A 13512-nucleotide genomic window follows, 5' to 3' on the forward strand; every position below is an offset into this window, starting at 1 on the left:
CCCAATGAATAAAAATTCACTTGGGTACCCCTTTTTATGACAATCATTGGCTGAGGGTCTATTAAAACCAACACATCGGTAAAATAGATAGGTTTCTAACTAATAAATAGATAAATTGAATTTATTAATGGTAAGCATTTTTTTATAATAAAGGTTGCTGACTATTTTTACACACAAGGAGACTATAAGATGAAAAAATGGCTTACTTTAATCATTACAGCTTTAATGGTATTTTCATTGGCTGCCTGCGGCCAAGAAAAAGAAAAGGAAACAGCTGAAAAGAAAGATACAAAAACCGAAGAAGTTTTCAAAATTGGGGCAATTCCTGACCAAAATGCTGCCGAGCTTCAAAAAGGAATGGATGGCGTTGCAAAATATATAAGTGAAAAAACAGGTTTAAAAGTGGAGTTTGTTCCGTCTGTTGACTATGCAGCCTTGGTTACCGGCTTCCAGCGCGGTGAAATCCATATGGCTTGGTTTGGCGGATTGACTAGTGTACAAGCACGAAATTTGGTACCTGATGCAGAATCCATCGTCCAACGTCCGCGCGATGCTGAGTTCCAATCGGTGTTTATCACCCAAGCAGACTCAGGCATTAAGTCCTTAGAAGATTTAAAAGGCAAATCCTTTACTTTTGGAAGCGAAAGCTCCACATCAGGTCACTTGATGCCGCGTTACTTCTTATCTGAAGCAGGTATCGATCCGAACAAAGATTTTAATGGCAAGCCTAATTTTTCCGGCTCACATGACACAACCTATAAATTAGTTGAATCAGGATCTTTCCAGGCAGGTGCATTGAATATTTCCGTTTGGGAAGCAGCTGTGAAAGAAGGAAAAGTCGATACCAATAAAGTAAAGGTTTTCTACACAACTCCTGATTATTATGACTATAACTGGACAATCAATAGTAATGTTGAAGACGTGTTTGGCAAGGGCACGAAGGACAAGGTAAAAGACGTCCTCCTTTCCTTCAATGGCGAGCAGCAGGAAATCGTCGACCTGTTCCAAACAAATAAGTTTATTGAAACAAACAATAAAAACTACGGAAAAATTGAACAGGTTGCAAAGGAATTGAAGATTATTAAATAGTAGGTGGGGTCACCCATGACATCGAAAAGCATGATTGACGTAAAAAATATATCGAAACATTTTGAGCGGAAGATAGCCCTATCTTCCCTTTCTTTTACCATTAAACAGGGCGAAATGGTCGCCCTGATTGGGCCAAGCGGCGCCGGCAAAACGACGCTGTTGAACACAATCGCAGGGCTTGTTCCGTTTGAAAGCGGTGAATTATTCATTGATGAGCGCCCCCTCTCTTCCTATAAAAAAGGAAAAGCGTTTGCCAAAAAAATCGGCGTTATCCGCCAGCAATTTGATTTAATTGGTCCCCTCGCGGTCATCCACAATGTTCTCGCCGGAAAATTAGTGGAATGGAGTACGGTAAAATCGTTACTCTCTTTACTTGTACCACAGGAGAAACAAACGGCTTTGAAGGCTTTAGATCGGGTTGGGCTGGGCGATAAAGCGAATGAAATCACCTCCACTCTCTCCGGCGGGGAGCAGCAGCGTGTGGCAATGGCAAGGTTATTAGTGCAAAACCCGGAAATTATCTTGGCCGATGAACCGGTTGCCTCCCTTGACCCGGCAAGGGCCGATGATGTGTTGGCGATGCTGACAAAACTGGTTGCGGAAGAAAAGCAAACCTTAATTGCCAGCCTCCATTCTGTCGACTATGCCCGCAAATATTTTTCAAGAATCATTGCCTTGAAAAACGGGGAGCTCTTTTTCGATTTGCCGGCGGAAAAAGTCACAGATGAACTGCTTGAGGAGCTCTACCACCTTAAGGAGCAGTCGAAACATGAATAAACTGGCTTCTTCAATCAAACTGCATAAACGATTTCTGTTAAGTTTGCTGTTGGCAGCAGTGTTTGTGTGGAGTCTGTTTTCGGTTAAATGGAATTCCGACGAATTGGTTCATGCTGGCGGAATCCCAACGATGCTGCAAATTTTTGAAGGTTTGGTTCATCCGGATTTATCCCCTGACATTTTGTCGGCAGGACTGCAGGCTGCCTGGATTACCCTTGCTTATGCTGTTGCGGGAATTTCTCTTGCCATTATTTATGCATTTATCGTCGGTGTTCTCGCCTCAGGCACGTTAACCTCAAGCAGAACTTCAAGACTAGTTTCAAAGATATTTTTCAGAGGGATTTTGGGTTTTACTAGATCAATTCATGAACTGGTTTGGGCCTGGCTGTTTGTAGCCGCGATGGGCTTTTCACCCTATGCCGCCATTTTTGCGCTGGCGATACCGTATGGCGGTATCCTTGGGAGAATCTTTGCCGATATGTTAAACGATGCCCCAACAGCACCGATTGACGCGTTAAAGTCGTCTGGGGCATCACGCCTGCAAACGTTGATTTATGGATATTTGCCGTTGGTATGGGCAGATTTGATCAGCTACACGATGTACCGCTTCGAATGTGCGATTCGTTCGTCAGCGATTATGAGCTTTGTCGGGCTAGGCGGACTAGGGTATCAAATTCAGCTTGCCTTGGCGGATTTGAAATACGACCAAGTTTGGACATATGTCTATTTCCTGATTGGATTGGTTGTGTTTGTCGATGGCTGGAGTCACTTGGTTCGGCGTGGTTTGAATGCTCGTGTGCGGCAGCGTGGCCTTGGTTCTGGTTGGAGCCATGTTTTGGGGGCACTTTTGCTGACTGCGGGTTCATGGATGTTCATTACCATTGGAGAAAAAGCAGATCTTGTCTCGTTGTTCTCAGAACGCAATCTTGAATTTGCCGGCAAGTTCTTCGGCGGCCTCATCGGTGTAAATGAACAAAATCCGGCCTTTTTGGATGCGGCTAAATGGGCTTCGGCCTTAGAGCTAACCTATGAAACATTGGAAATGAGCATTATGGCAATCGGGTTCTCCACGGTTGCGGCGTTTTTGACCGTGCTTCCGGCCGCAAGCAACATTGCCAACGGCAGCCTGACGGGGACTAGAAGGTGGTATAACTGGATACTGTATGGAATCGTCCGGATCATCTATATATTCTCCCGGTCTGTGCCGGAATTAGTATGGGCGATGATGATTATCTTCATTTTTAAACCTGGGCTGCTGCCGGGGGCGATTGCCCTGGCACTCCATAACTTTGGGATTCTTGGGAAGTTGTGGGCCGAGGTGATTGAAGACATGGATCCACGGCCGATACGGAATCTAGCTTCAGCTGGTGCATCAAAAATTGAAACGTTCTTTTATGGCATTCTTCCCATTGTGATGCCGCGATTTCTCACCTATATTCTGTATCGCTGGGAAGTTATCATGAGAACCACGATTGTCGTTGGTTTTGTTGGCGCCGGCGGTTTGGGAATGGAATTTAAGCTGGCAATGAGCTATTTTCAATATACGGATATTACATTATTGATTCTTTGTTATATGATTCTCGTTATTATTGCCGACTTTGCATCAGAAAGCACGCGAAAAGCGGTGAAATAACTTTTTACGGAACCCGGCCGCCAGGATACGATTGGCGGCCGGGTTTATATTATTCAAAAAATTCCCATCTTCCTACTGATAATCAGTATAATAGAATCAAATAACAAAAACTGGTTGTGATATTCATGTACAAAGTAATGATCATTGAAGATGATGCCAAAATTAGTTCTATCATTTCAGAATATCTAACAAAATGGAAGTTTGAAGCCTACAGTACAACTGAGTTTGAAAATCTCGAAACTCAATTTCTCGCCATTAAGCCCCATCTGGTACTTTTGGATATCAACCTTCCAGTCTATGACGGCTTTTATTGGTGCGGGAAATTTCGCCAGCTTTCTAATGTGCCGATCATTTTTATTTCATCGCGCGACCAAAACATGGATATTGTGATGGCGATGAACATGGGCGGAGATGATTTTATCCAAAAACCGTTCTCACTTGAGGTATTGCTTGCCAAAATGAATGCAATCTTAAGGAGGTCATACACTTATCAGCAGGAAGATCAGGATTTCTTGGAGCATAAAGGGTTGATCCTCAACATCAGCAAAGCTACCATTTCTTATCATGACACAGAAATGGATTTAACGAAAAACGAATTTCAAATCCTTTATCTATTGTTGAAAAAGAAAGAAACGATCATTTCCCGCGATGAATTGATGCAGGCTCTCTGGGAAAGCGAGAATTTTATCGACGATAATACGCTGACGGTGAATATTGCCCGCTTGCGGCGGAAATTAGAGGAACTGGGTCTTCCTGAGTTTATTGAAACGAAAAAAAGACAAGGATATATCATCCCATGACCTTTAAACACTATGCCGCGGACCAAAAATGGCAGCTGGTTACGTTCCTATTTGTGCTCATCTTTATTGCCATCTTAGTTAGTGTGGACCCAAAACTGACCGTTTCCGCCAGCAGTCTGATTTACTTGGTTTTCATTACAACAACGATATTTTCCTGCTTTTTCATTGGCGGTTATTTTTTCAAAAAAAATCAGCTCAAAAGTTGGGAGTCGTTCGAAGAGCTGCCTGTTGCCCTAACCCAGGAACAAGAAGTCTATTTGCAAGCCTTTAAAAAATGGCAAGATCATTATCTAGAGGCGATCCAAGAACAGAACCAAACCGCCAAAGAGCAGCTTGAATTTATGACCCAGTGGTTCCATGAAATCAAAACACCAATTTCCGTCAGCCGCCTGCTGCTCGAAACGGAAGTCAGTTCAAACAGTTTAACAGAGGAAATCAATAAAATTGAAGGATATGTGGAGCAAGCGCTTTACTTCACCAGGCTCCATGAATTTAATAAAGATTATTTGATTCAGGAAATTGATTTGGACAAATTAATGAAAGAGATTGTTAAAACTGAAATGAAAAGCTTTATTGCGAAAAAAATCAAACTTACCTTAAACCTTAATCCGGCAACGATTTTTAGCGATAAAAAAGGTTTAACCTATTTGATTCGCCAGCTGCTGTCCAACTCTTTGAAGTATACGGGCGATCAAGGAGAAATTACCATTACGGTCAACCCTGAAGCACGAGAATTGCAGATTTGCGATACTGGTATCGGAATTCCGCCTGAGGACCTGCCCCGCGTGTTTGAACAAGGCTTTACCGGCAGAAACGGCAGAACCCACCAACGGTCAACCGGAATGGGACTTTATTTGGCGAAGAAAACGGCCGATAAATTAGGACATAGTCTTTCTCTCTCGTCGACCCTAGGTAAAGGAACAACAGCGACGATCTATTTTCCGGACCGGAGCGAACAGCTACTTCAATTTTAAAAACCAAGCTCAGCATCATGAGCTTGGTTTTATTATTCTCAAATAACTGTAGTTGGTCAGAATAAAGTAGCTGGCATAAATCAAGAGATAAGCTGCCAAACAAACCGTAAACGGAAAGAGCATCGAGATTTGGATAAATTCACCCATACAATAGCTAATCAAGGCACTATTGCAAAGAGCCAGCAGCAACGGAAGGGCAAAGACAAACCACACCTGTCTTGCTACAGATTTCTTTACCTCTTTTTCCGGAATCCCGATTTTCCTGAGGATCTGATAACGTCCTTTGTCAGAGACGGCCTCCATCAACTGCTTAAAATAGATCATGCTCCCGGTGGCAGCCAAAAACACAAGTCCGAGAAAGCCGCCGATAAAAATCATCAGGCCATATGTTTCCATCCCGTAATGGTATTGTTCATAAAAGCTTGAATAGATCACACCATCATCACGCCCGGTCAGCGGATCGACGATTTCTGTTATTTCTCCATCCAGCTTGCTCAAGTCTTTCTCATTAGCAACTTTATAAATTTTCAATATTTCAGGTGTGATCTCTGTTTTTAATTCCTTATAAAGCTCCTCGTCGACTACAAGCGGAAAAAGCATATTTCCTTGGTTAAGAATGCTATAAGACTTATATTTGGAAATAGTCAATTCCCCGCCGCTGGGCAGTTTCACCTTTTTGCCAGTGAACGGATCGGATTTCACATCCATATTGCCATCATAAAAGGCAATCGCTTCACCTCTTCCTAAATCAACCGACACATTCTTTCCTCTAAGCTTCATGAGCTGCTGAAAAGAGGATTCCGAAATCAACATGTTCTGGAAGAATTCAGGAACCCGTGGAATTCCTGTCGCACCTGGCTTCATCGTCAAATATTCGAGCTGATAGGAATACGAAAGTTCATTGCCACCTTCTTGTTTCAGTAAGCTGTTTATCTCCGCTTCCGCCTTCTCATTCTTTAGATTAAACATATAAGAATATGGATTATTCAATTTGGAAATGTGATCCAAATTAGAGTAAAACCCCAACGTCGTGGTACAAGCAAACAGCGTGACAGTGCTCAATAAAGAAATGACCGTCAAAATCAGCACATTACCCTTCAATCGGTATAAAAGGTTCGTGATGCTAAGCAGATTCTTCCCTGCTAAAAAAATCGGCGGGACCTTTCGTATTGCCTTTAAAAGGAAAGTCACAAGCGAATTCATAAATAAATAGGAACCGATGATCAATGAGCCTGTTGCCGTTAAGATTCGCAGCCCGTCATTTTCAATAATTTCGAAACCATCAGGATTTAGAAACAATATATAAGCAGCCCCGATAAAGAGCACCGCCAAGATGCCGATGATCGGCGAGCCTTTCGCCAGCCTCTCGCCTTTTCTTTCGGCTTTAAACAGCTCCGACAAGGAAAAGCGGTAAATTAGCCTATAGCTGTGTATCGATGTGACCAGAATAATCATCGCGAATACAACGATTGTCTGCAAGAAAGCCATGCTTGAAAGGTTAAAGCTGACTTCAAGCGAAAAGCCCATTATTTTAAAAATAACCATCATAAACAGCTTCGAAAACAGGATTCCAAGACCAATTCCAATCATCAAGGCGATGGCTCCAATGATGATATTTTCGTAAAATAGCAGGGTGCCAATCTTTTTCTTGTTCATTCCAAACAAGGCGTATAAACCAACTTCCTTTTTTCGAGTTCTCGTAAAAAAGGAATTGGAATACCAGATGAAGATCGCCGCAAAAACAATAAGAATGACAGATCCCGCAAAAAAGGCTGATTCGATTTTTCCAAGTGTAACGGTATTATCATGCAATTGCTGATTATACTGAAGTGAAACAAAGGTAAAATAAATCGCAACGCTAATGACCATGGAATACAGGTAAAGCATGTATTGGCGGATGTTTTTGACAATATTTTTCCTTGCCAAACTATATAACGTCATACTGTCCGCCCCCAATCGTCGAAAGGATATGAAGAATTTGCTGGAACAGCTGTTTCCTTGTCTGCTCGCCTCTGCGAATTTCTGTATACAGGCTGCCATCTTTAATGAATATGACCCGAGAACAGAAACTCGCCGCATAGGGGTCATGGGTTACCATCAAAATCGTCGCCTGCCGCTCCTGATTAAGTTTCGATAAGGTTTCCAAGAGCTGGAACGCCGATTTTGAATCCAGGGCCCCGGTTGGCTCATCCGCAAACAGGAGTCTTGGATTGCTGGCAAGCGCCCGGCATACGGCTGTCCGTTGCTGCTGCCCACCCGATATTTCATATGGATATTTTTCAAGCATCGCTTCAATTCCAAACTGCCTGGCTAATTCCGTAACTCTTTGTTTGATTTGCTCTGCTGCCATGTTTGTGAACGCAAGTGGCAACATAATATTTTCCCCAACCGTTAAGGTATCCAAAAGATTATAATCTTGAAAAATAAACCCCATCTTATCCCGTCTGAACTCGGTCAACTGTTTCTCTTTCATTTTGGTAAGATCGGTCCCGTCAAACTGAATCTTTCCTGCTGACGGGCTTTCGATTGTGGACAACACATTAAGCAATGTCGATTTCCCGGCACCGGATGGCCCCATCACTCCGACGAATTCCCCTTTCGCTATATTTAGGTCGATATCATGAAGTGCCTTAAATTGATTTCGTTTTCCGCCGAATACTTTACTGACTGATTTTGCCTCTAAAATCATTTCCATTTGTTTCATCCCCATTTCCATTTCTTGCTTAGTTTTATCATAGAAAACTAGAGGATGCTTTTCCATAATGAATCCTTACGTTTTTAACGTTTAACCTTACATTTTTGCAAGGTTGCCCATAGATTCATGAGTTTGTAGGTTGCATTATCCTGCCAGGCTAGGTGATAATTGTACATGGACTAAAAAATGAACTTATATGTAGTATTTAAGGAGTGAACATCCTTGCAGGCAAAATCTGCTTTACCTATTTTATTTGTAGTCATGTTTCTTGTTATGATCGGATTCGGAATTATCATCCCGGTGCTGCCCTTCTATGCAGAGGAAATGGGGGCAAGTCCAACCGAACTCGGGCTGTTAATGGCCGTCTATTCCTTAATGCAGCTTATTTTCGCGCCGATGTGGGGCCGGTTGTCCGATCGGATCGGCCGTAAACCGGTCATGATGATCGGAATTACCGGACTGGCGTTATCATTCTTTATCCAGGCCATTTCAACCCAACTATGGATGCTGTTTGCGGCCCGTATCATTGGCGGGATCCTGTCTTCAGCCAATATGCCGACTGCGATGGCCTATGTTGCTGACATCACCACCGAAGAAAATCGGGGCAAAGGTATGGGCATTGTCGGCGCTGCAGTTGGATTGGGGTTCGTATTCGGGCCGGCAGTCGGCGGGATTTTTTCAAAAAACAGCTTAAGTTTGCCATTTTATCTTGCGGGTATTTCTTCGCTGATAACGTTGATTCTTGTGGCGATCCTCTTGAAGGAATCAAAACAGGGCAAGGGCGAAGTTGCTGATGAAAGGCAATCCGTATGGAAAGCGTTCACCCCTGATGTGTCCGTGCTCTTTTTCGTCCAATTGTTTATCTCTTTATCCTTGTCCGGACTAGAAGCGACCTTTGCTTATTTTGCTGCCGAGAGAGCCGGTTTAGGGTCAACCCAGTTAGGGTACATCTTCATGATTATGGGGTTTGCAGGGGCGATGGTCCAAGGTGGCCTGGTTGGCCGCTGGACAAAGAAATACGGCGAAAGCGCCGTGATTCAAGGCGGCATGATTGTTTCGGCAATTGGGTTTGGCTTGATTTTACTCGTAAACAATTTCACGACCGCGGCGATTTATCTAACGATATTCGGGATTGGCAATGGCGTCATTCGACCGAGCGTTTCGTCACTGTTGACCAAAATATCGACCTCTGGACACGGCAGTTCCACAGGTCTTTTATCATCGTTTGATTCATTAGGCCGGATTATCGGTCCGGTGCTTGGCGGGTGGCTATTTTCTATTACGATTGGACTTCCCTATATTTCCGGGGTGCTGCTCACCGTGGTCGCGTTCGTTCTCTTCCTTGGGTTTCGTGCCAAGGCAAAACAAACCAACTTTTAAACGTGGAAGTCATATGTTGCTTGGACATGCATAAAATGGGTTACGAGGATTCATCCAAAAAGGAGCTATCGGACCCATGAAATCAAAAAATATATTATATGCGTTTTGCCTGCTGTTAACCTTAGGATTACTGGCTTATCTGGAATCTCCTTTCTCATTTTTAAATTCGGACTTCGTTTTTATCGCCGATCAACCTGTAGCGGTGGAGCCTGTGGCGGTAGAACCCAAGGATGAGGGGCCCGAACTGATTGAAAAGCTTGTCAAACGGGAAAAAGTGGATGGGTATATTGTGGAAACCTATCAGGAATACGAGGTTTACAAAGACGAAAAAGGCAATATTACTGAAGAAGTCCCAACATCGAAAGTGGAGACATTGCGATATTATAATTATTAATGAAACTCGTCGATTGGCGAGTCCGTAAGGACGAAGACAGAGGCGTAGTTGAATTTATGCGTTAAGAAATTATAAAATTTGGGACAATTTTATAATTTCTTATTAGCCAAAAAATAAAGACCGCCGAGTGCGGTCTTTGTTTTTACGACTTTTGATTTTGTTCCGCAGGGTTATTGCCATAACCTGGAACATTTCCGGCATGCTCTTTATGATACTGTGTACCCGAACCATCCGTGTATTTCCCTTTTTGCTGCTGATTTCGGTTTGCTTGTCGGTTTGCCATTCTTCATACCCCCGCATTTTTATTGGAAAATAACCATCCTTCTCTATTGTTTGCTTTCTTAACCGGAATTATGATTTTAGATGAAAGGAAGAGCCATCAATGATTTCGACATCATTTCTCGTTTTAATTTCCTCCATCAAATGAAACAAAGCCTCATCTTTTTTCTTGGCTTCAATCATGCAGTCAATTTGCGGGACGCTTCCTTGAATGACACTGAGAAATTTGAAAAACATGTCTATGTCCACATAATCCGAATGGTGCCGGAACTCTTTTTCGCTTTTAGGACTGGAAATATGCATCTTTATGGGAAGGTGCGAGTGTTTCCATGTTCCGACAACTCGCTCCCAGTTTTCTTCCCAATTTGGGTTTTGATGATGGGCCAGGTGATGATGATAATCAAATACCAGCGGAATCTCCAGCTTCTCGCATAAATACAAGGTGTCGTCCAAGGTAAAAGAGGTATCATCATTTTCGAGCATGATCATTTTTTGAATTCCTTTAGGTACATCCATCCAATTTTCCACAAATCGCTCCAGTGATGTTTCGGTTTCTTTGTAGTTACCGCCCACATGCATGACACATCGATGGATCGGATTAATGCCCATCCCCCTCAATAGCCTATAATGGAGCTTCAAGGTACGGATGGAATTTTTCAAGTTCTCCGGCTGAGGAGAGTTGATCAGAACAAAATGGTCCGGATGGAAATCAACTCTTACGTGATGCTCGTTAATGTACTCCCCTAGCTCCTGCAAATCCCGTTTCAGCGGTTTCAGGTAATCCCAATCAAGGAGCTCCTCATGATTGGCCAGTGGAATCAGCCTTGAGGTCAACCGGTAAAAATGGATCTCCGAGGCGACATTATGCCGCATGATTCTTAGAGTATTATGTAAATTTTGTTGTGCAATGCGTTCCAATTTGCGGAGAGCGGCTTCACGATCATCTATTTTTTGGAATTGGGCAAATGTCATGGTTTTGGAAGGCGAGGCATTTTTCAGTTCCATGCTCATTGCTACATAGCCGAGTCTTACTAGGGTCATTACTTTCACCTCTTTCCCTTAGTATGTGAAAGTTTGCCAAAAAAAAGAGGCCCTTCAGCCCCTAAATTACACTCGCAGGACCTTAAACTGTCCCCCACCCATTATACTTCGGACGTAATCAAGTTTTGCATCTTGAAAATATATTTGGTCACGTTCATTCACCAAAAACTGAATGCCTTCTATTTCGGTGATTTCATCATTTTCTAAAGCTGACTCCTCCAGAGTCAGACGCAGCTGCGGACCGCCTCAGCCAATTCCCATTTCGAGGCGGATGAATGGCTTCTTACCTTCATTAATCACATCTTGTACTTCTTCGGTAATTTTCGAAATTGCTGCATGTGTTGCTTTAACCACAATGATCCCTCTTTCCAACACTGATTATTTTTTAGTTTGTAATAAAATGTTTCACGTAAACAAGGAAGGTTTTTCATCATTAATCAATACTATTGATTAATTCGGTCATCATTCCCTTATCCATTGGCCCGACAATTCGTTTTTGGATGATACCATTTCTATCAATGAAATAACTCGTGGGAATTGTGAACGCTTGATAGGCATCCCCAACTGCACCTGCCGTATCCAGCACAACCGGAAAGGTTAGACCATAATCCTTCACAAACTGACCGACTCCGTTTGGATTCTTCTCTGCAGTCGTTAAGTTCACAGCCAGGATTTCGACATCTTTTCCTTTTTGTTCCTGGTAAAATTCCTGCATATGTGGCATTTCAGCCTTACATGGCGGACACCAAGTAGCCCACAGATTCAGAATTACCTTCTTTCCTTTCAAATCGTTTAAGGCTACTTCATCACCTTCTAAATTTTTCAATTGAAAATTAGGCGCACGATTTCCCTCTTGAATGCCTATTTCCACAGATTGATCAACAGGATTACTCTTCTGTACAGTTTTCTCAGCTTCAGTCGGTGCCACAAATCGATCATATGCCAACCATCCGATCAGGCCAGCCAAAACCGTGATGGCCAAGATTTTTTTCACCACTTCAATTGCCTCCTTTGGATCATGCTTAAATAAAATAAATCCAACGATAAGAATCGAACATATGCTAAAAACAAGGTGAAATGTGCTTTGAACAGGAAATAACCAAAAAGCCATGAAGTAATATCCGCCGATGACAGAAAAAATAAACATGATTCCCGATTGCAGGATGAACAAATTGGAGAGGTTCATTCTTCGTGATTTGTACACGAAGTAAAAACTTGCACTTAAAGTGGCTATAATTAATCCGTGAGTTCCACCGGTAAAATATAATAAAGACATTGGGCTTTTGATTACCAGTGAAGGTTCTAGAATAACCAAGCTCCCTTTCCAAACAAAAAACCCTAAAAATAATGTATTTGCGATTAAATCAAGGACCTTTTTATGTATTTCGTTTTCTTGAGTTTGTTTAAGCCACAGTTTAATCGTAAGTAGCCCTAAAACTAGAGCAATCCCGAGCAAAAGCCATTTTAACGATACCGCCAAAGAACCAATCTGAATGAATTGCATGTACGCCCCCTTAATAGTTTTAATTCTTCTCATTATACTATAAGGGGTATAACAAGAAAAAAGATATGACTGTAAACAAAAAAGGGCCTACAAAGCCCCTTTTATAAGATTTCCAGCCACGTCTTAATAGCAACTGTTACGATTAAAATCCCCATTACCACTTGCAGCAGCTTTGTATTTATTCTTTTTCCGGAGGAGGCACCGAGTGGTGAAGCAATCAAACTGACAATAACCAGAATAATGGACGGCAGAAGGGGAATCTGGCCGGTTGAGATTTTTCCGCTAATAGATCCAATAGATGAAATGAGGGTAATGGCCAAGGAAGAGGCAATTGTCATTCTTGTCGGTATTTTTAACACCGATAGCATGATCGGTATTAACAGAAATGCCCCGCCAGCCCCGACAATCCCTGCTCCGATTCCGACAACGAAGGATAATGTAGCAGCCAGCCATTTATTAAATTTCACTTGATCCAAAGGGATATCATCCAATCCTTTTTTAGGCACGAACATCATAATTGCGGCAATTAACGCTAATACCCCATATACAATATTAATGCCACTCTCCGGCATATGTGTGGAGCTATATCCGCCGATAAAACTACCAAGCAACACGCCGCCACCCATGTAGACAATGAGCGTTTTGTTTAAAAAACCACCTTTACGGTACACCCAAATACCGCCGATAGTTGAAAAGAACACTTGGATGGCCGTTATACCGGAAACTTCATGTGCTGTAAAATGGGCGACACCAACTAGTGCAGGTATATATAGAAGCATGGGGAAATTAATAATGGCCCCGCCTATTCCAAGCATCCCAGAAATAAAAGAACCAATAAATCCAATGATGAAAATCGTCACGATAAAGCCTAATTCCACGGTGTTCCACTCCTTAAAATAAGGGAACCCGATTGGCTCCCTTAATTCAATTATCCCTTTTTTAATCC

At 42.5% G+C, this 13512-nt stretch carries 13 protein-coding genes; 7 read left to right on the forward strand and 6 right to left on the reverse strand.

Annotated features, from left to right (window positions below; genetic code table 11):
* Window positions 1-189 precede the first annotated feature (189 nt).
* From AR334_RS03325 to AR334_RS03345, 5 genes are all read left to right on the forward strand, one after another.
* The gene (locus tag AR334_RS03325) at window positions 190-1089 is read left to right on the forward strand and encodes a putative selenate ABC transporter substrate-binding protein (protein WP_066304886.1); all 900 of its coding nucleotides are present in this window, start codon (window positions 190-192) and stop codon (window positions 1087-1089) included.
* A gap of 15 nt (window positions 1090-1104) precedes the next feature.
* On the forward strand, window positions 1105-1866 hold the full coding sequence (locus AR334_RS03330; protein WP_066304887.1) for a phosphonate ABC transporter ATP-binding protein: 762 nt from the start codon (window positions 1105-1107) through the stop codon (window positions 1864-1866).
* A complete protein-coding gene (locus AR334_RS03335) occupies window positions 1859-3499 on the forward strand; it encodes an ABC transporter permease (protein ID WP_066304889.1) in 1641 nt (546 codons plus the stop codon). The genes AR334_RS03330 and AR334_RS03335 overlap by 8 nt, the downstream gene beginning before the upstream one ends.
* A gap of 125 nt (window positions 3500-3624) precedes the next feature.
* Complete coding sequence (locus AR334_RS03340; RefSeq protein ID WP_066304891.1) at window positions 3625-4299, forward strand: response regulator transcription factor; 675 nt, start codon at window positions 3625-3627, stop codon at window positions 4297-4299.
* The gene (locus AR334_RS03345) at window positions 4296-5273 is read left to right on the forward strand and encodes a HAMP domain-containing sensor histidine kinase (RefSeq protein WP_066304893.1); all 978 of its coding nucleotides are present in this window, start codon (window positions 4296-4298) and stop codon (window positions 5271-5273) included. Before AR334_RS03340 ends, AR334_RS03345 begins: the two co-directional genes overlap by 4 nt.
* A 15-nt stretch (window positions 5274-5288) precedes the next feature.
* On the opposite strand, the gene AR334_RS03350 is transcribed toward AR334_RS03345, so the two are convergent.
* Together AR334_RS03350 and AR334_RS03355 are read right to left on the reverse strand one after the other, a co-directional pair.
* Window positions 5289-7214, reverse strand: a complete 1926-nt coding sequence (locus AR334_RS03350) for an FtsX-like permease family protein (protein WP_066304896.1) — start codon at window positions 7212-7214, stop codon at window positions 5289-5291.
* Window positions 7201-7968 (reverse strand): ABC transporter ATP-binding protein, encoded by a 768-nt coding sequence (locus AR334_RS03355; RefSeq protein ID WP_066305237.1) that lies wholly within the window; start codon window positions 7966-7968, stop codon window positions 7201-7203. Before AR334_RS03355 ends, AR334_RS03350 begins: the two co-directional genes overlap by 14 nt.
* A gap of 222 nt (window positions 7969-8190) precedes the next feature.
* On the opposite strand from AR334_RS03355, the gene AR334_RS03360 reads away from it, so the two are divergent.
* Window positions 8191-9348 carry an MFS transporter gene (locus AR334_RS03360; RefSeq protein WP_082692764.1) on the forward strand — a complete coding sequence of 386 codons (1158 nt, stop codon included), beginning with the start codon at window positions 8191-8193 and terminating at the stop codon, window positions 9346-9348.
* Window positions 9349-9424: 76 nt separating this feature from the next.
* Window positions 9425-9742, forward strand: coding sequence for a hypothetical protein (locus tag AR334_RS03365; RefSeq protein WP_066304898.1), 318 nt, complete (start codon window positions 9425-9427; stop codon window positions 9740-9742).
* Window positions 9743-9884: 142 nt separating this feature from the next.
* Here the strand turns inward: AR334_RS03365 and AR334_RS29340 are convergent, their stop codons facing one another.
* From AR334_RS29340 to AR334_RS03380, 4 genes are all read right to left on the reverse strand, one after another.
* Window positions 9885-10025, reverse strand: coding sequence for a hypothetical protein (locus AR334_RS29340; protein WP_156431158.1), 141 nt, complete (start codon window positions 10023-10025; stop codon window positions 9885-9887).
* Between the two features lie 68 nt (window positions 10026-10093).
* Window positions 10094-11062 carry a UV DNA damage repair endonuclease UvsE gene (uvsE, locus tag AR334_RS03370; protein WP_066304899.1) on the reverse strand — a complete coding sequence of 323 codons (969 nt, stop codon included), beginning with the start codon at window positions 11060-11062 and terminating at the stop codon, window positions 10094-10096.
* A 433-nt stretch (window positions 11063-11495) separates the two neighbouring features.
* Window positions 11496-12566: a redoxin domain-containing protein gene (locus AR334_RS30260; protein ID WP_253701170.1), complete on the reverse strand. Its 1071-nt coding sequence runs from the start codon at window positions 12564-12566 to the stop codon at window positions 11496-11498.
* A 101-nt stretch (window positions 12567-12667) separates the two neighbouring features.
* Window positions 12668-13444, reverse strand: a complete 777-nt coding sequence (locus AR334_RS03380) for a sulfite exporter TauE/SafE family protein (protein WP_066305243.1) — start codon at window positions 13442-13444, stop codon at window positions 12668-12670.
* Window positions 13445-13512 lie beyond the last annotated feature (68 nt).

Source organism: Bacillus sp. FJAT-29814 (genome assembly GCF_001510715.1).
Lineage (GTDB): Bacteria > Bacillota > Bacilli > Bacillales > Cytobacillaceae > Neobacillus.